General features: G+C 34.9%; 16 protein-coding genes. 1 reads left to right on the forward strand and 15 read right to left on the reverse strand.

Annotated elements, in window-relative coordinates:
- Positions 1-15: 15 nt before the first annotated feature.
- From THENA_RS07310 to THENA_RS07375, 14 genes are all read right to left on the reverse strand, one after another.
- Entirely contained in the window at positions 16-1,257 is a 1,242-nt protein-coding gene (locus THENA_RS07310; protein WP_013756763.1) for an FAD-binding oxidoreductase, read from the reverse strand.
- Positions 1,258-1,305: 48 nt separating this feature from the next.
- Positions 1,306-2,613 carry a (Fe-S)-binding protein gene (locus tag THENA_RS07315; RefSeq protein ID WP_013756764.1) on the reverse strand — a complete coding sequence of 436 codons (1,308 nt, stop codon included), beginning with the start codon at positions 2,611-2,613 and terminating at the stop codon, positions 1,306-1,308.
- Positions 2,600-4,006, reverse strand: a complete 1,407-nt coding sequence (locus THENA_RS07320; RefSeq protein WP_013756765.1) for an FAD-binding oxidoreductase — start codon at positions 4,004-4,006, stop codon at positions 2,600-2,602. Before THENA_RS07320 ends, THENA_RS07315 begins: the two co-directional genes overlap by 14 nt.
- Positions 4,007-4,215: 209 nt before the next feature.
- Positions 4,216-4,905: a ubiquinone/menaquinone biosynthesis methyltransferase gene (locus THENA_RS07325; protein WP_013756766.1), complete on the reverse strand. Its 690-nt coding sequence runs from the start codon at positions 4,903-4,905 to the stop codon at positions 4,216-4,218.
- Between the two features lies 1 nt (position 4,906).
- On the reverse strand, positions 4,907-6,151 hold the full coding sequence (fabF, locus tag THENA_RS07330) for a beta-ketoacyl-ACP synthase II (RefSeq protein ID WP_013756767.1): 1,245 nt from the start codon (positions 6,149-6,151) through the stop codon (positions 4,907-4,909).
- Positions 6,148-7,113: an NAD(P)H-dependent flavin oxidoreductase gene (locus tag THENA_RS07335; protein WP_013756768.1), complete on the reverse strand. Its 966-nt coding sequence runs from the start codon at positions 7,111-7,113 to the stop codon at positions 6,148-6,150. Before THENA_RS07335 ends, fabF begins: the two co-directional genes overlap by 4 nt.
- Before the next feature lie 71 nt (positions 7,114-7,184).
- On the reverse strand, positions 7,185-7,430 hold the full coding sequence (locus THENA_RS07340) for an acyl carrier protein (RefSeq protein ID WP_013756769.1): 246 nt from the start codon (positions 7,428-7,430) through the stop codon (positions 7,185-7,187).
- Positions 7,431-7,451: 21 nt separating this feature from the next.
- Positions 7,452-8,189 (reverse strand): 3-oxoacyl-[acyl-carrier-protein] reductase, encoded by a 738-nt coding sequence (fabG, locus tag THENA_RS07345; protein ID WP_013756770.1) that lies wholly within the window; start codon positions 8,187-8,189, stop codon positions 7,452-7,454.
- A gap of 6 nt (positions 8,190-8,195) precedes the next feature.
- The gene (locus THENA_RS07350) at positions 8,196-9,086 is read right to left on the reverse strand and encodes an ACP S-malonyltransferase (protein ID WP_013756771.1); all 891 of its coding nucleotides are present in this window, start codon (positions 9,084-9,086) and stop codon (positions 8,196-8,198) included.
- Positions 9,083-10,063 carry a beta-ketoacyl-ACP synthase III gene (locus tag THENA_RS07355; RefSeq protein ID WP_013756772.1) on the reverse strand — a complete coding sequence of 327 codons (981 nt, stop codon included), beginning with the start codon at positions 10,061-10,063 and terminating at the stop codon, positions 9,083-9,085. Before THENA_RS07355 ends, THENA_RS07350 begins: the two co-directional genes overlap by 4 nt.
- The gene (gene plsX / locus THENA_RS07360; protein ID WP_013756773.1) at positions 10,053-11,048 is read right to left on the reverse strand and encodes a phosphate acyltransferase PlsX; all 996 of its coding nucleotides are present in this window, start codon (positions 11,046-11,048) and stop codon (positions 10,053-10,055) included. Before plsX ends, THENA_RS07355 begins: the two co-directional genes overlap by 11 nt.
- A 22-nt stretch (positions 11,049-11,070) precedes the next feature.
- Complete coding sequence (gene rpmF, locus THENA_RS07365) at positions 11,071-11,268, reverse strand: 50S ribosomal protein L32 (protein WP_013756774.1); 198 nt, start codon at positions 11,266-11,268, stop codon at positions 11,071-11,073.
- The gene (locus THENA_RS07370) at positions 11,240-11,665 is read right to left on the reverse strand and encodes a YceD family protein (protein WP_013756775.1); all 426 of its coding nucleotides are present in this window, start codon (positions 11,663-11,665) and stop codon (positions 11,240-11,242) included. The genes rpmF and THENA_RS07370 overlap by 29 nt, the downstream gene beginning before the upstream one ends.
- Before the next feature lie 59 nt (positions 11,666-11,724).
- Positions 11,725-12,174, reverse strand: coding sequence for an MOSC domain-containing protein (locus THENA_RS07375; protein ID WP_013756776.1), 450 nt, complete (start codon positions 12,172-12,174; stop codon positions 11,725-11,727).
- Positions 12,175-12,343: 169 nt separating this feature from the next.
- Here THENA_RS07375 and THENA_RS07380 point away from each other — a divergent pair, with 169 nt between their 5' ends.
- Positions 12,344-13,612 carry a M48 family metallopeptidase gene (locus THENA_RS07380; RefSeq protein ID WP_013756777.1) on the forward strand — a complete coding sequence of 423 codons (1,269 nt, stop codon included), beginning with the start codon at positions 12,344-12,346 and terminating at the stop codon, positions 13,610-13,612.
- Positions 13,613-13,776: 164 nt separating this feature from the next.
- Here the strand turns inward: THENA_RS07380 and THENA_RS07385 are convergent, their stop codons facing one another.
- Positions 13,777-16,482 (reverse strand): sensor domain-containing diguanylate cyclase, encoded by a 2,706-nt coding sequence (locus tag THENA_RS07385; protein WP_013756778.1) that lies wholly within the window; start codon positions 16,480-16,482, stop codon positions 13,777-13,779.
- Positions 16,483-16,514 lie beyond the last annotated feature (32 nt).

Raw genomic sequence — 16,514 nt, forward strand, 5'->3', positions numbered from 1 at the left:
TTTATAAAACCCCAACTAGAAAACGTACCTATCAGGAGAAAGAATAAAATTAGGATCTACTGACTTTTTCAAAGAGTTCATTAGTTCCACATAAACTTTGCCTGATTTTTCAAGAAACAATTTTCTCTTTGGTTGTATTCCTAGCTGTCTTTCTGCAATTAATGAGCCTTTTTGATCCAAAACTATCTTATAGATTTCATCATTTGCTAATGGAATTCGTTCCCTAAAAACAAGCATTCCCCCATCCTGAGCGTGAAGCAAAAAATCATAATTTTTTCCTTCCAAATATTTCAAAAAACTTGGGCAAGATTTAATTGGAAGCGTAACGTCATCAGCAAAAAGTTTGTCATTTAATGACCTACTTCCCATGCTTAGTCTGTTTTCATACATAAAAGTAAAATCTTTTCCTTCAAATATTTGTGCCTCACTTGACTTGCCAAATTTTAAAATCTCTTGCTTTAGTCTTTCTACCTCCAATTCTCTTCCCTCTATTAAAATAAACGCTGAGTATTTTGAATCAACTTTAAGAATATAATTCGCAATTTTGTTGCTCATAAAATCAAGCGCACTAGCAAATACCTTCAAAGAATCAAATTCTCTTTTAAAACTGAAAAATTCATCAACTGATTCGAAAGGCAAAATTATTATTGATCTTTTCTCAGGTAACGGGAGAAGTTTGTACATTAACTTAGTAAATATCCCTAAGGTACCCTCGCTACCAATCCAAGCTATTTTTGCGTCATATCCGGAAACGTTTTTAACAGTTTTCCCCCCAAGCGTAACGATACCGTGAACAGGATTGACAACTTCAATTTGCATCGTGTTAAGCCTTGTATCTGAATATTTTGCAAATCTCATGCCCTGATAATTTTCTCCTGCTGCCCCACCAGCAGTTCCATTATAAGAAGAAAAAGAATCAATTGGAAAATAAAAACCAGATCCTTCAACCTCAGAATAAATATCTTTTAGCTTGGTTCCAGGTTCCACAGTAAGTACTAAGTCATGAGTATCCATTTCAATAATTTTATTCATTTTGGAGAAATCAATAACTAATGAGTCCTTTACAGCCTTACTACCACCAGACAAACTACTCATTGAACCTCTCGGAATAACTTTTATCTTCTCCTTATTTGCCCAAAGAAGAGCTTCAAGCACATCCTTGTTATTTTCAGGATAAATTACAGAGTAAGGCGTTTCATCGTTGAAAGGCATATTTTTATCAAACAAATTTTTTTCTATCTTTTCAGTCTCTACCAAGTATTTTCACTCCTTTCTCTAATAAAGCTGGTCAAAACACATCAAAGTTCATTGCCCTTTGCCTTTTTTGATCTCGTCCCACAAAAGACAAACTGTATGTTTTGTATCAATATTTAATCTTTCTTGTTTAAGAGCACCTGAAATTTGTGCCCTACAGCCAGGACATCCAAGAGCCACAACCTTTGCCCCAGTATTTTTTATAGTTTCTCTCTTTCTGTTGGCTACGCTGGTAGAAATATCTTGATAATAGACTGTAAATCCTCCTCCTTCACCACAACACTTTGTGGAGTTTTCCATTTCTACAAATTCATAAGAAGGCATTATGTTCAAAAGTTCTCTAGGTTGATTAAATACTCCCTGAAGTCTGTTCAAATGGCAGGCATCGTGATAAGTTACCTTTTCCTTTTCCTTTATATTCTTTGGCATCATCTTTTTCAAATCGTCAAGATGTTTCTCAGCCAAAAATTCAGATATATCATAGACCTTTGCACCAAGAGTGTTTATATTATCTTCTTTTGTCATCTCAGGATAAACATCTTTCAAACCAGACCCTCCTGTAGCACAAGAAATTATGATTGCATCTAATTTGTATTTTTTAAAAGCACTTGAATTTTGCACTATCTTTTGTTTCAGAGTTTCAAAATCCCCTGCGCCATAGTGAGGAAAACCACAACATCCCTGATCTTTTGGGATTATTACTCTATAACCCAAAGAAAGAAGAACGTTTACTGAAGCCTCAGCAACATCCTGGAATACACTGTTTTGGGCACAACCCACAAAATATCCAACATCTCCTATGACTTTACTCTTCGGCTCAAGTATCTCAGGGAATCTGTCCATAAAAGATCTCGAAGGAATGTCTGGCAAATCCACAAAAGAGAGTCTTTCAACGCTCTTCCCTAACATTTTCGGTATTGACAAAGACCTTGCAAGACTAAAAAGTTTTAACCTATTTGCAAGAGAGAGAACACCAGTTAAAGAAGAAAGCTTCCCTTCACCCAAAAGCTTTCTGTATATTATAGATTTAATCCAAGGCATATCATATCTCTTTACCATCTCAGCACGTGCAGCAGCAAAGACCTTATCGGGAGAAAGTCCTACTGGACAGGCTTGAGCACATGCGTGACAAAGCAAGCACTTGTTAAAAATCATTTCAATTTTATGATTGGGTTCGAGTTTGCCGTGCAACAAAGCTTCTGAGAGGGCAAGCTTGCCTCTTGCGCAACCTGTCTCAAGAGAATCTTCATAATAGACAGGGCATGTACTCTGACACATTCCACATTTCATACACCTAATTATTTGTTCTTCATAATATCCTTCTATTAGAGGCAAAGAATTAACATTAGATGTAGTCAAGGTGAACCTCCTTAGTACATACAATCTTGTTTGGGTTTAATTTGTTATCCGGATCAAGCGCTTTCTTTATATCTCTAAAAAAGCTAAGCCCCTCTTTTTTAAATTCCTTTTCCATAAAAGGCGCTTTCACTATGCCTATTCCATGTTCACCTGTCAAGGTCCCTCCTAGTTCTATACAATAATTAAATATTTCTTTAATAGCCATATCAACTTTTTTCATCTCTTCTTTATTTCTTCTATCAACCAGAATTGTCGGGTGAAGATTTCCATCCCCAGCATGGCCAAAACTTCCTATCATCAAATTATACCTGTCCTGAACATCGTGAATTTTTTCAAGCATCTGAGGAACCTTACTTCTTGGAACAGTAGCATCCTCTAATATAGTAGTAGGCTTAAGCCTCGCAAGGACTGGCAAGGCAGCCCTTCTTGCTTCCATAAGTTCCATTCTTTCAGTATCATTTTTAGCAACAGAAATCGACCTTGCGCCTACGTCCATACATACTTTTTCTAGAATTTTTGCTGAGGTTTCTACATCTTCTGGTTCTCCATCAACCTCTATAAGTAAAAGTGCCTCAATATCTCTCGGAAGGCCAATTTTTTTAAAGTCTTCTACTGCATTAATAGTTATCTTGTCTAAAAATTCCATTGTAGATGGAATAATCTTATTTTCTATAATCTTTGCTACTGCAGTTCCAGCTTTAACTACGCTGTCGTATAATACCAAGAGAGTTTTTTTTGTTTTTGCAGGATAAATAAGCTTTACAGCAATCTTAGTTATTATCCCAAGCGTCCCCTCCGAACCAACGAATAAATGAGTTAAGTCAAATCCAGGAGAGCTTCTTAACGAGGAAAAATTTCCTGTTGTTATAATATCTCCATTAGGAAGAACTACCTCCAAACCTATAATATAATCCTTTGTAGTACCATATTTTAGTGCCCTAAGACCTCCTGCACCTTCAGAAACACATCCTCCAATAGTAGCAACTGCAAGACTTCCAGGATCAGGAGGATAAAAGAGTCCTTTTTTTGCGACTTCAGAGTCAAGAGTAGCAGCTATCACGCCCGGCTCAACTATAGCTATTCTATTTTCAATATCTATATCTATAATTCTGTTCAATCTGTTTAATTCTATAACTATACCGCCATCAGCTGGAATTGAACCACCGCTAAGATTTGTCCCTGAACCTCTTGGATAAACGTTTATATTGTTCTTTCTAGCAAATTTTATTATCTTTGCAATATCTTCAGCACTATGTACAATTACAACCAGATCAGGAACTCTATGCAATTGAGTAGCATCATATGAGTAAAGCATAAGTTCACTTGGATCTGTCAAAACGTTTGAACTTCCAACAATATCTATTAGTTCGTTTATTTTAATTTTGTCCAGCAAAATATCACCTCCTAATAGCATTTTACAACTATTTTTTAAATAAATTGTATGTTGTTAAATTCAGACAATTCGCAACATTATATGTGGTATTTCATAGTGAAATATACCAGAAGGTTAAAATCTTTGCTGAATTTTATGTTTTTATTTAAAATAAATCTTTAACGATAAGAGGTCTGAATATAACCTAAAGTCTTGAATCTGTAAGCAGTTTATTGCTTTACTGCAATATAAATAGTACTAACCCCCGCACATACATGTGCAATATAAACCTTTTTAAAGCCTACACTTTTTAGTAAAAGGGCAATCTTTTCGGGTGACAAAAAAGCTCTAAGAGATTGCCCAAGATACTCATATTCTTCTCTACAACCTATCTTACCCCCAAAAAAGGGCAAAATTTTATCTAAATAAAGCCAAAACAAATTCTTAAAAACCTTTGGCTCAGAAAGTTCAAGAAAGCCAAAAACTCCTGGTTTCTTTGTAATCCTGTATATCTCTTTAAAAGATTTCTCTACATCTTCCAGATTTCTAACAGTATAAGAAGAAACAACAGCACCAAAAGATTCATTTTCAAAAGGCATGTCTTCAGCAAAAGATTTTACAATTTCTACATCTTTAATTTTTTTTCTCTCTAACCTATATCTTAATTTTTCAATCATGTTATCGTTTATATCAAGAGCTACAACTTTAACATCTGGAAATTTTTTTTTGATCAAAAAAACCAGATCGCCTGTTCCGCTTCCTATATCAAGAACGTCTGAGCCTTTATAAAATTTAAAAGTTTCCTTTACAAGCAAGTTTTTCCAATCTCTGTGCATGCCAAAGGTCATGAAATCATTCATATAATCATAAACATTTGATATTTTAGAAAACGTTTCCAAAACTAATTCTTTTTTTGGCACTTTAGCCTCTAAACTTTTTAATTATCAAGCAGGCATTATGTCCGCCAAATCCAAAGGAATTAGATATAGCATATTCACACCTTTTCATTTCCTGCCCCTTATTTGGCACAAGATTCAACCCTTCAGCCTCATCACAAGGATCGTCAAGATTGATGGTAGGTGGCGCAAAATTTTCCCTCAAAGACATAATAGTAGCAATTAGTTCTACAGCACCAGCTGCACCGAGCAAATGTCCTATCATCGACTTATTTGAAGTAATAAAAATATTTTTTGCGTGTTCCTTAAAAACTCTCTTTATAGCTTTCAACTCACCTTCATCGCCTGCAGGAGTGCTTGTTGCATGCGCATTCACCAAATCTATTTCTTCATATGATATAGCTGCATCCTTCAAGGCCCTATTTATACACGTATATGCGCCATCACCTGAAGGATCCGGGGCTGCCATATGATATGCATCGCAAGATGCGCCGTAACCCACAAGTTCGGCATAAATCTTAGCACCTCTTTTTAAAGCATGTTCCAACTCCTCTAAAACTATTATGCCAGATCCCTCTCCCATTACAAAGCCATCTCTTGACTTATCAAATGGCCTGCTTGCAAGTTCTGGCGTATCGTTTCTACAGGTAGACAATGCCCTCATCACACAAAAACCATTTATTGCAAGTGGTGTAACAGCAGCCTCTGCTCCCCCACAAAGCATTACATCTGCATCTCCGTAAACTATACTTCTAAATGCCTCTCCAATAGCGTGATTACTTGAAGCACAGGCAGAAACAGGTGCAAAGTTGGGACCTTTTAGTCCAAACTTAATAGCTACGTAGCCGGAAGCCATATTTACAATCATCATAGGAACCATAAATGGCGATCCTTTCATTGGCCCTTTTTCATAAAGTACCACAGCTTGTTCTTCCATAATATCTATTCCGCCAACGCCTGAACCAATACATACGCCTATATTGGTTCTATCTGCTACATCTAAAAGACCTGAATCTTCCATTGCTTCTTGAGCAGCAGCAACAGCAAATTGAACAAACTTAGAAGTACGTCTTACATCCTTTTTATCAAAATATCTTTCAGGAGCAAAGTTTTTTACCCTACCAGCAATCATAGATGGAAATACTTGCTTAAAATCGTCAATTCTTATTATGCCACTTTTTCCATTTTTAAGCATATTCCAAAATGTATCTACATCATTGCCAAGCGGGGTAACACAGCCCATTCCTGTAATAACTACACGTTTTTTCATGACAGCTCCTCCTCGGCTTCACGTACAAAATTTTCTATAATTGTCTTCACGGGAAGAATATCATTATACCTGAAAACGTTTGAACCGCTGAAGAAAAGTCCATTTTCATAATCACCAAGCCTTGCCGATTCTAGAGCTAATCTAATACAAAACGATCGAGTACACTTTTTAATACAACCCTCACATACTTTCGGCTTAGGGGGATTGCCTTCAATAATCTTTTTTGATAACGGAGTAAGAATGGCCCTTCCGGGAAAGCCCACCGAACTCATTATCTTAACTACATCTTCAGCTTTTGCTTCTAATAGTACTTTTTTAAAGACAGGGCTAACATCACATTCTTCTGAAAGAACAAACCTTGTGGCTACCTGAACTCCACTGGCACCCATCTTCAAAGCCCTGGCCATTTCTTTGCCAGAATAAATTCCACCAGCTACTATAAGCGGAATAGAAATAACTTCCAAAATTTCAGGCATAATGTCCCAGGTAGATCTGTCAGTCCCCAAATGACCTCCTGCTTCTGTACCTTCAAGTATTATCGCACTTGCTCCCAACTTCTCGGCAAGTTTGGCCAATTTAGCAGAAGAAACAATGGGTAAAATCGGTGTTTCAGATTCTTTAGCCCATTTATAGATATCTCTCGAAAACCCGGCACCAGTAGCAATAAAATCAATTCCCTCTGCAATAGCTGTTTTAACTACTCTCTCAAATTCGCTATAAGCAAACATTACGTTTATGCCAATAGCTCCATTACCTTCAGAAATCTCTCTTGCTAATCTGATTTGATTTATAAGTTCTTCGTCACCCATACCTGTTGCCGCAATAATGCCACCTGCACCTTCCCTTGCTACAGCTCCTGCAAGGGGCGCAGTCGATACCCTAATAGCCATTCCCCCCTGCAAAATCGGCAGGGGGATCGTTATTTTCCCAAACTTAAGTGGTTTAAGGATGCTGCTCTTCAAATTTCGCTAACTCCTAAAAAAATTTATAATAACCAAACAAATTTTTAAATTTATTTAAAAAACACGAATTCCTATTCTCCTACTTTCTCGTATAGGAATTTTACAGCATCTCCAACAGTTTTAATTTTCTCAACCTCTTTATCTGGAATTTCAACTCCAAATTCCTCCTCGAAAGCCATAACCATCTCAACTGTGTCTAACGAGTCAGCTCCCAAATCGTCAACAAAGGAAGAATTCATCTCTATTGTTCCCTCTTCTATTCCAAGCTGATTTGAAATAATCTTTTTAACTCTATCAAATATTTCGTTTTCACTCATTAAATTCACCTCCTTTCAAATTTAAAACATGCCACCATTTACAGAAATAATCTGCCCAGTTACGTAATTCGCAGAATTAGCCAACCACAACGCAACTTCTGCAACGTCTTCAGGAGTACCGAGCCTACCTAGGGCAATCGATGAAAGTAATTTGTTCCTTATCTCATCAGAAAGCCCTGAGGTCATATCTGTAACAATATAACCAGGAGCAATAGAATTGACAAGTATTCCTCTTGAACCCAGTTCTTTTGCAAGAGATTTCGTCAACCCAAATAATCCCGATTTTGAAGCAGAATAATTAGCCTGACCTGGATTTCCTATTTGCCCAATAACTGAAGAAATATTTATAATTCTGCCGCTCTTTTGTTTTATCATTCTTTTAGCTGCCTCCTTCGAACACAAAAAAGCAGCTTTAAGGTTCACATCTATTACTTCATCCCATTGGGATTCTGTCATTCTTAATATTAATGCATCTCTTGTTATGCCAGCATTATTCACAAGGATGTCTATTCTGCCAAATAAAGTGTCTACTTGTTCAAAAAGCGCTTTCACTTCACTTTCTTTTTCAACTGATGCCTTAAAAATTTCAACTGTACAACCCATACTAACTAATTCTTCTTTAATTTTCTTAGCTGCTTCATCGTTAGAGGCATAATTAATCAAAACTTTCGCCCCCTCCACAGCAAAGGCTTTAGCTATAGCCTTACCTATACCTCTGCTTGAACCAGTAACTATGGCCACCTTTCCTTCTAACGTCATGTCTAATCACTCTCCATCTAAGGCACTGCACTCTAGTTTAGTCCAGCGCCTTAACATTGTTGTAAGTATATTTTTGGGACCAACTTCAACACAACTTTCATATCCATCACGAATAATATTCTCAATAGTATCAGTCCACTTTACTGGACTAATTATTTGCTTTGACAAAATATCTGGAATATCTTTATTATCTTTATAAGGAAGCCCATCAATATTTTTATAAACTGGAATTTTAAAATCTTTAAATTCCAAACTCTCTAAAAATTTTCTAAATTCCTTTGCTGCGTCCTCCATCAGAGGAGAATGAAATGCACCTTCTACTTTTAACTTTATAGCTTTCTTTATCTCAAAACTTTTATAATTTTCCAAAACCCAGTCTATTGCACTGTTTTCACCCGAAACTACTATTTGCTGATTAGAATTTTCATTTGCTACAACACACACACCAAAGCGTGAAGCCTCTTTACAAAGAGATTCAATCATCTTTATATCAAATCCCAGCAAAGCTACCATACTACCTCCACGTTTTGCGGCGCACTCACCCATAAGACGTCCTCTAACATAAACAGATTTCAGAGCATCTTTGAAGGAAAGTACACCTGAAGCAACCAGAGCTCCATATTCACCAAGACTATGACCGGCTGAAGCCTCAAAACAAAAGTCCTTATCAGTTAGATCTTTCAAAAAACCTAAGCTTGTAGCTAAAATAGCAACTTGTGAAACATTAGTAGGCAACAAAGATTCCTCAGATGTTGACATTAATTTTAATATATTTGTCAAATCTAAATCTTCTAACATTTTTCTTATAAATTCTTGCGACTTTTCGCTCAACTTTAAGTGCATATTCAAATATTGAGATCCCTGTCCTGGAAAGAGCAAAACAGTCTTTTTACTCATAAAGATATCAACCCCGATCCAAATGCAAAACCGGCTCCAAACGCAGCAAGAACTATTTTATCGCCCGATCTGATAACGCCAGATCTATAGGCTTCGTCAATAGCAATAGGTATTGATGCTGCAGAAGTATTGCCAAAGCGTTCCACATTCACATAAAACTTTTCGTTATCTAGCTTAAGATGTTTTCTTACAGATTCTATTATCCTCTTGTTTGCCTGATGAGGAACAATCTTTGATATATCATCAAAGCTTAATTTTGATTCTTCAATAACATTCTTTACGGATTGGACCATAGACCTTACAGCGAATTTAAAAACCTCCTGTCCGTTCATTTGTATAGTTGGCAATCTTTTTTGAGAAGTTCCAAAGCGATCGTGATCGCTAGAACCACTTCCAGATATCTTCAGGTGATCTGCTCCACTTCCATCACTTCCCAAAAAAAACCACCACTCATTGCCAGGCTTACTCTTCAAAATACAGGCGCCCGCACCATCTCCAAAAAGTATTGCAGTCTTTCTATCGGACCAGTCAATAAATCTTGTAAGAATATCTGCTCCAATAACCGCAACACATTTGTAAGCATTGTTTTGTATAAATTGTGCTCCTACACAAAGTGCATATACAAAACCAGTACATGCCAGAGACAAATCAAAAGCAGCTGCTTTTTTTGCTCCAATAGCATCCTGTACTATACACGCAGTAGCAGGGAAAAGCATATCTGGAGAAGACGTTGCCACAATAATTAGATCAATTTCATCAGGTTTTACGTTTCCTAATTTTAATGCATTTTGCAAAGCAGTAATAGCCAAATTAGACGTTTTTTCTCCTCTACATGCAACATGTCTTTTTAATATACCAGTTCTCTCTCTTATCCACTCATCAGAGGTCAAAACCATACCTTCAAGCTCAAAATTTGTAACTACGCCTTCAGGTACACATGAACCCCAACCGTATATTCCTACGTCTTTAACTTTCACCTACGATTTTTACCTTTTCTATTAGATTTTCAGAACAAAGCTTTACAGTCTGTAATATAGCATTCTTCGCTGCAATACGTCCACTTCTTCCATGCCCAATCAAAAAAACCTTCTTTACACCCAAAAGAGGGGCAGCACCATAATTGGAGTAATCAGCACGTTTCACTATTCTTGCCAAAGCAGGATATAAAAGCATTCCGCCTAATCTTGTCATAAAACTTTGTCTTATAGCATCTCTCATTTCATATCTTAAATAATCTGAAACTCCTTCTGTAGTTTTCAAAAAAATATTTCCAATAAATCCATCACAAACGAGAATGCTACACTTACCAAAAAAAGCATCCTTTCCTTCCATATTTCCAACAAAATTAATATCACTTCTCGAAAGAAGCTCATATGACTCTTGCCTTAGTCTGTCCCCCTTGCTTTTTTCTTCTCCCACATTAAAAAGACCTACACTTGGATCTTCAAAGCCAAGAAATTTCATATATACGCTGCCCATTCTAGCAAAATCCAAAATATTTTTGGGCTTTACGTCAACATTTGCTCCTGCATCAATTAGAAGAAACCCCCCTTGCTTTGAAGGCAAAAGAACACCTATAGCAGGTCTCTCAATACCTTTTAGCCTACCTATCCCCAATGTGCCTGCTACCAAACAACCACCAGTGCTACCCAAAGATATACAACCAGAAGCAAATCCTTCATTAACTAAATCTACCATCTTATGCAAGTTAGAACCTTTTTTTTCTTTCCAAGCTTTTACAGGCTCATCATCCATTTCAAAAACGTTTTCACAAGTAATTTCTTTTAATCTGCCAGAAGACAAAAAAGGATTTAAGATTTTTTGGTATCTATCAAAAACGTCTTTTGTAGCTACAGCATAAGTAATAAAATCCGATCTCGTTTCCATTGCAAGAACGAGACCGCGCACAGTCTCCTCTGGTGCTTTATCTCCGCCTAAAAGGTCAAAAGCTATAGAAATCAAGTTGTTATATTCTTACCTTAAATTATTCTTCCGCCTTTTCTGCTTTGGTTGTAAGTACAACCCTTCCTCTATACGTTCCACATTTAGAACATGCTCTATGCGCAAGTGTTGGGGCCCCACAATGAGGACAACCAATAATATTTGGTAAATCTCCTTCTATAATATACGGTCTTCTAGTATTTTGACGCATTTTAGAACGACGCTTTTTTGGTACTCCCACTAATATTAACCTCCTTAATATCTTCTCTACAAAGAACACAAACAGGTTTCATTGGAAACCACAACAAAAACTCCTGCCTCAATAGCTCCGAAAGATCAATTTCTTTACCATGAATTGCAAATTGATCCTCATTAGGCTTACCCTTAACAAATTCATCGTTAAGCTCAAACTCAATCTTCTGCTTAAACTTATTAAGACAGATTGCACACTCCATCACAAGCGTTCCCTTAATTTTGCCCTGTACCAATATAGCTTTTCCTACATTTGTCAAAGTCAAATCAAAATCAATTGGCGAACAAAATTCAAGAGAGGGCTCGTCAAATTGAGCAGCTTCTTGAGTCTTAATTCTAATACTGCTTCCCACATCATCAAGGATTTGCGAGACATCTACTCTCATCTGAAACCCTACCTTTCAAACGAAGCTATTATAAAAACCCTTTTAAAAATTGTCAAACATCAAATGTCAAAATCTACAATATCACCTACACAAACCTTACCACCTTTTAAAACTTTACAAAATACGCCCTCTTTTAACATCTGATTGTGAGGTCTATTAAACTGCAAATATCTAGATTTTTCAAGATGCTCATTTGGCCCCTTGCCTATTTCAACTATTTGTAATATAGCCTCTTGTCCAATTTTAAATTTAGTACCTATACCCATCTTATATACATCTATTCCTTCAACTGTAATATTATCAGCATAGTCGCCTGGCTTCAAGTTAAGTTCTTTTGCAATTCCTTTTGAATACGTAGAGAGGCTTGATACACTAATTTGTCTTTGAGAAAGACCAGCATGCGCATCTCCAACTGCGCCATAATTTTCAATAAGTTCAATGCATTGAACGCTGCTTTTCGGAACTCCTCTTTCAGTTGAAATAGCACAGTTTACAACTTTGCCTTTCAAAATATCCTCCTAAGCAATTCAAATATTTATTTGTGGCTTGTTCTTAATTATTTATGTTATTTTTATTCTACTACAAATTATTTATTTTTTTTGAAAGGTAAAAACAATTATATTACTAGTATAATTAATATGTTGGAAATAAAGTATTTATTATTTAAGGAGGACATCTTTGCAGCAGACAGGCTACTTATTTATTTTTCTTGTGATAACAGTAAATTTGTTTGGAGTTTTCTTAGAATTTTTAAATCTCAGGAATATTAACATAAATAATTTAGAAAAAATTAAAAAAATATTCACTGTGGAAAATCCAACATCCTTAATAAAATACCAAAAGTCAAAAATAGCTATTCAAATAGTTAAAGGAGTTGTAGAGATCCTTGTATTTTTTTATTTGTTTGCAACAAATATTATCCAATCAATATCAAAAGAAATATATAAGCTCCAAACATTTGAATTTATAAAGGCCTTTTTATTATTTGTCTCTTTTTACGTAGCACTTAAAGTAGTTGAGTTGCCCTTTATTATTATTGATACCTTCTACATTGAAAAATTTTTCGGCTTTAGTAAAATAACAAAAAAATTGTTTTTAAAGGATATGTGCCTGCAAACAATTTTGGGAGCAATTTTGCTTTTTGTGGTCTTGTTCATAATAATAAACTTTATATGCATATCAGGGCCAATTTGGTGGATATTATCTTCTTGTTTTCTTATATTGTTAAGCTTTTTTATTCTATATATCTATCCCATATTTATTGCCCCAATGTTTAACAAGTTCACACCTCTAACAGATACAGAATTGGAATTAAAGATAAAGGATATTCTGGAAAAAACAGGGTTTTCCCTTGAAAACGTCTACGTAATGGACGCATCAAAGAGATCGACTCACTCAAATGCATATTTTACAGGTTTTGGAAAGAAAAAAAGATTGGTCCTATTTGATACATTTCTTAAAAATCACAATCACTCTGAGATAATATCAGTTCTATCTCACGAATTAGGTCATTTCAAACACAATCACATTATTAAAATGTTCTTGCTAAACGCTTTAGTAATATTTTTGGCCATGTTTGTTAGCGAAAAACTGCTTCAAATGAACTTTGTAACTAATATCTTTGGTTTTAACAATTCTTTGTATAACAAAATATTTATAATATTCACAATATTCTTGCCTCTTGGAAACATTATTTTTAATTTGATATTTATGCCTATATTGAGATTAAATGAATATCAAGCGGATGAATTTGCGATAAAACTAACTATGGATCCCGAAACTTTTAAAAATACTCTTGTTAAATTATACAAAGATAACCTATCAAATCCTGTACCTCACCCACTCTATGTATTCTTCAACTATTCACATCCGCCTTTAGTAGAAAGAATAAGACACATATTTAGCTTTTATGACAAATACAAAGCCAACTTAAAAAAATCTACCTAATCTATCTTAGCTCTTAAGTATTGAACAGGTCATTCTATCTTTTGTTTTAACACCTTTGCTGCATGCAGCAGCCAATACGGATTCCTAAGGAGCTCTCTCCTACGCCTCCAACAGAACGAGTTAGATAGTGTGTAACGTGATCCCAGGAATAAATTATCTAACTTCTATTTTACTCCTATTTGCCACCAATTTACTCTATTATTTTTTTGTTGTTTTATTTGATACATTGCAACATCAGCCTTTCTAATTAATTCGTCTGGTTTAGTCGAATCAATCGGGTAAATTGATGCTCCAAGTGACATTCCAATTTTTACACTTTTTCCAGGTATTAATTCGAACTCTTCTTCAATTGCAAGATGCATCCTACTAAAAGCGCTCTCTAGTTGATTTATATATTCTTCGCCAGTAAGCTCTTCTATTACAACTATAAATTCGTCTCCGCCAATCCTTGTCACCAGGTCACTAGATCTAAGATTTAGTCGAAGCCTATTTGCAAATTCTTTAAGAAGTTTGTCTCCCATGCTGTGGCCAAAAGTATCGTTTACAACTTTGAAATCGTCAAGATCTATCATGCAAACTGCAAACATATTTTTATTTCTTTTCGCTCTTGCCACAACATATTGTAAATCTTCCATTAAAGCTCTTCTATTTGGCAGATTTGTAAGAGGATCATTTCTCGCCTGATCGTGCAGCTTAATCTCCAAATTAAATCTATCTGTAACGTCAATAAGTGTCCAGATGGCTAATTCTTCATCTCTTATTTTTACAAGACGAAGTCCTATGTCGCAGTAAATCTCTTTTTTATTCTGCGTTATCATCTTTACATTATTTATAAATGCCTTTTTATAGTCTTTCGCATCAAAATAAACTTTCTTTAGCTTTTCATAATCGTTTGCAGAAGAAAACAAGATTTCCATAGATTTTCCCATTAAATTATTAATCGAATGATACTCAAAAATGTTTAAAGCCCTTGAATTTACGTTAATTATGTTTTCTTCTCTAGTCATTAAAACTCCAGCCAATGTGTTCTCAAGAAGGGCTTCCTGAATAACCATAAGATTTCGTTCAGTTTGCAAAAGTTCAATTCTTTCTAAACCATTAGAAATATCTCTTGCTAAATCTTCTAAAACATCTTTTAGTTCTGAATCAAAATAATTAATTTCATCACTTGCTAAAACAAAAATAGCATACAACTTCTCATGAAAATATATTGGCAGACCGGCCACAGACCTAACCCCTAAAGCTAAAAGCTTTTCTTTTATGCCTTTAGACACATCAAATTCTTCATAAGATTGTATATAGGCAGGCTTTTTTTCGTTCCAAACATAAGACATTACGTTTTTAATTATGCTCTCTTCTAAATCTACGCTAAAATCAATTCTCTCTAAAAAATCAGCATTTCCTGACCTTGCAAAAAAAACTATTTTGTCTTCTCGATCTGGATGTGCTATATAAGAAAAAAGCATTCTTGTATAATAAAGAGTAAGATCACATACAGATTGAAAAAGGTCTTTCTCAGACTCCGTGCTTAAGATTATTTTATTCACACTTGCTCTAAGAGTATTAATTCTCGATAACTTCTTTAACTGATTTACATATTCATGTTCTTTTTCCCTTTGCATCTGATACCTTTCAGTAACGTCAAAAAAGGTCCATACAGTAACTGCATTCATTAGATTTTCTTTTTCGTTTATAGCTCCACCAGAAATATCACAAATTAAATACCCCCCATCAGCCCTTAAAAGTTTAACGTCTCTTAACTGAGCAGTCTTTTTAGTAGTAAGTTCCTCATAAAGTTTTCCTATCCTTTCAAAATGATCATCGTCAAAATACAATATCTTGGAACTTTTTCCAACAAGATCGCTCATATTTTTATATCCAAGCATCTCTAAAAATCTCTTGTTAACTGATAAAATTACTCTATTTTTCACTACAACTATCCCAGCAAGGGTGTGCTCTACCATTGCGTTATTGAAAGCCTGTCCTCTTTCTATTTGATTCTTTAAAACAGAAAATAGTAATACAGCAAAACTCATTGCACAAGAAAAAACTTCAGCATCAAAAATAGGGCTTCCTTTCATAAGAAAATAATATGGTCCAAACCCAAACACAGTCGCATAAAACATTAACAAAAATACTAAAGCAATGAGAAAATATGTAATAAGAAAATCAAGACTGAACACAGACCATACAGTTGGCAAAATTACAACAAATAAGAGTCCTATTCTTATGCCATTATCTAAATTTGGTGACATAAAGCAAAAGTGCCAAAGAACAAGAGTTAGAAAAGTAAGTATAAAAAATTCTACAAAGTCTTTCTTTGATTTAAATACGTTTTTTAAATTTTTCCGCTTAATCCAGAGCAAATAAAGAAAGGGTGTAATGGATATGATGGTAGCAAATTCTGATATAAACCAGTTCTCTATAAAACTTAATAAATCACTATAAAGAATCTTTTCGCAGATTAGAAAGATATATGAAACGCATAAAGAAGAAACAAGCGGTTTAATGATGGATAAAAAAACTGCAAAAATCAGGAAATTTTTAACATCCTTGAATACATCGCTAAAATCAAATCTTAATCTTTTCATAATAAGAAGACTAATCAAAAGTGCAAAAGTATCTGCAAAAGCTACAAAAAATGAAAAATTTATCCCCCAATTAAAAAACAATATATTAGCAAAATATAATCCCAAAAATATGCCAAGAAGGGGGTACTCTTTCCATATGAGCACTGAAAAAACTGCAAGGGCATCCGGTGGCCAGAAAGGGGAGATGCCAGAAAACAAAATAGAAGGTATCCATGAAAGCAATAGATAACCTAAGAGTATGATAATATTTAATAAAATAAATTTTTTAATTTTTGGCATATTCTTTCAATTCGGAAAAACAAGATAAACTT

The organism is Thermodesulfobium narugense DSM 14796 (genome assembly GCF_000212395.1).
Lineage (GTDB): Bacteria > Thermodesulfobiota > Thermodesulfobiia > Thermodesulfobiales > Thermodesulfobiaceae > Thermodesulfobium > Thermodesulfobium narugense.

What these genes read in the sequence shown, in the direction of transcription:
- fabF (WP_013756767.1), bottom strand. Translation starts at nt 6,151, where the DNA reads ATGAAAAAACGTGTAGTTATTACAGGAATGGGCTGTGTTACCCCGCTT.
- THENA_RS07340 (WP_013756769.1), bottom strand. Translation starts at nt 7,430, where the DNA reads ATGAGTGAAAACGAAATATTTGATAGAGTTAAAAAGATTATTTCAAAT.
- fabG (WP_013756770.1), bottom strand. Translation starts at nt 8,189, where the DNA reads ATGACGTTAGAAGGAAAGGTGGCCATAGTTACTGGTTCAAGCAGAGGT.
- THENA_RS07350 (WP_013756771.1), bottom strand. Translation starts at nt 9,086, where the DNA reads ATGAGTAAAAAGACTGTTTTGCTCTTTCCAGGACAGGGATCTCAATAT.
- THENA_RS07370 (WP_013756775.1), bottom strand. Translation starts at nt 11,665, where the DNA reads ATGAGAGTAGATGTCTCGCAAATCCTTGATGATGTGGGAAGCAGTATT.
- THENA_RS07385 (WP_013756778.1), bottom strand. Translation starts at nt 16,482, where the DNA reads ATGCCAAAAATTAAAAAATTTATTTTATTAAATATTATCATACTCTTA.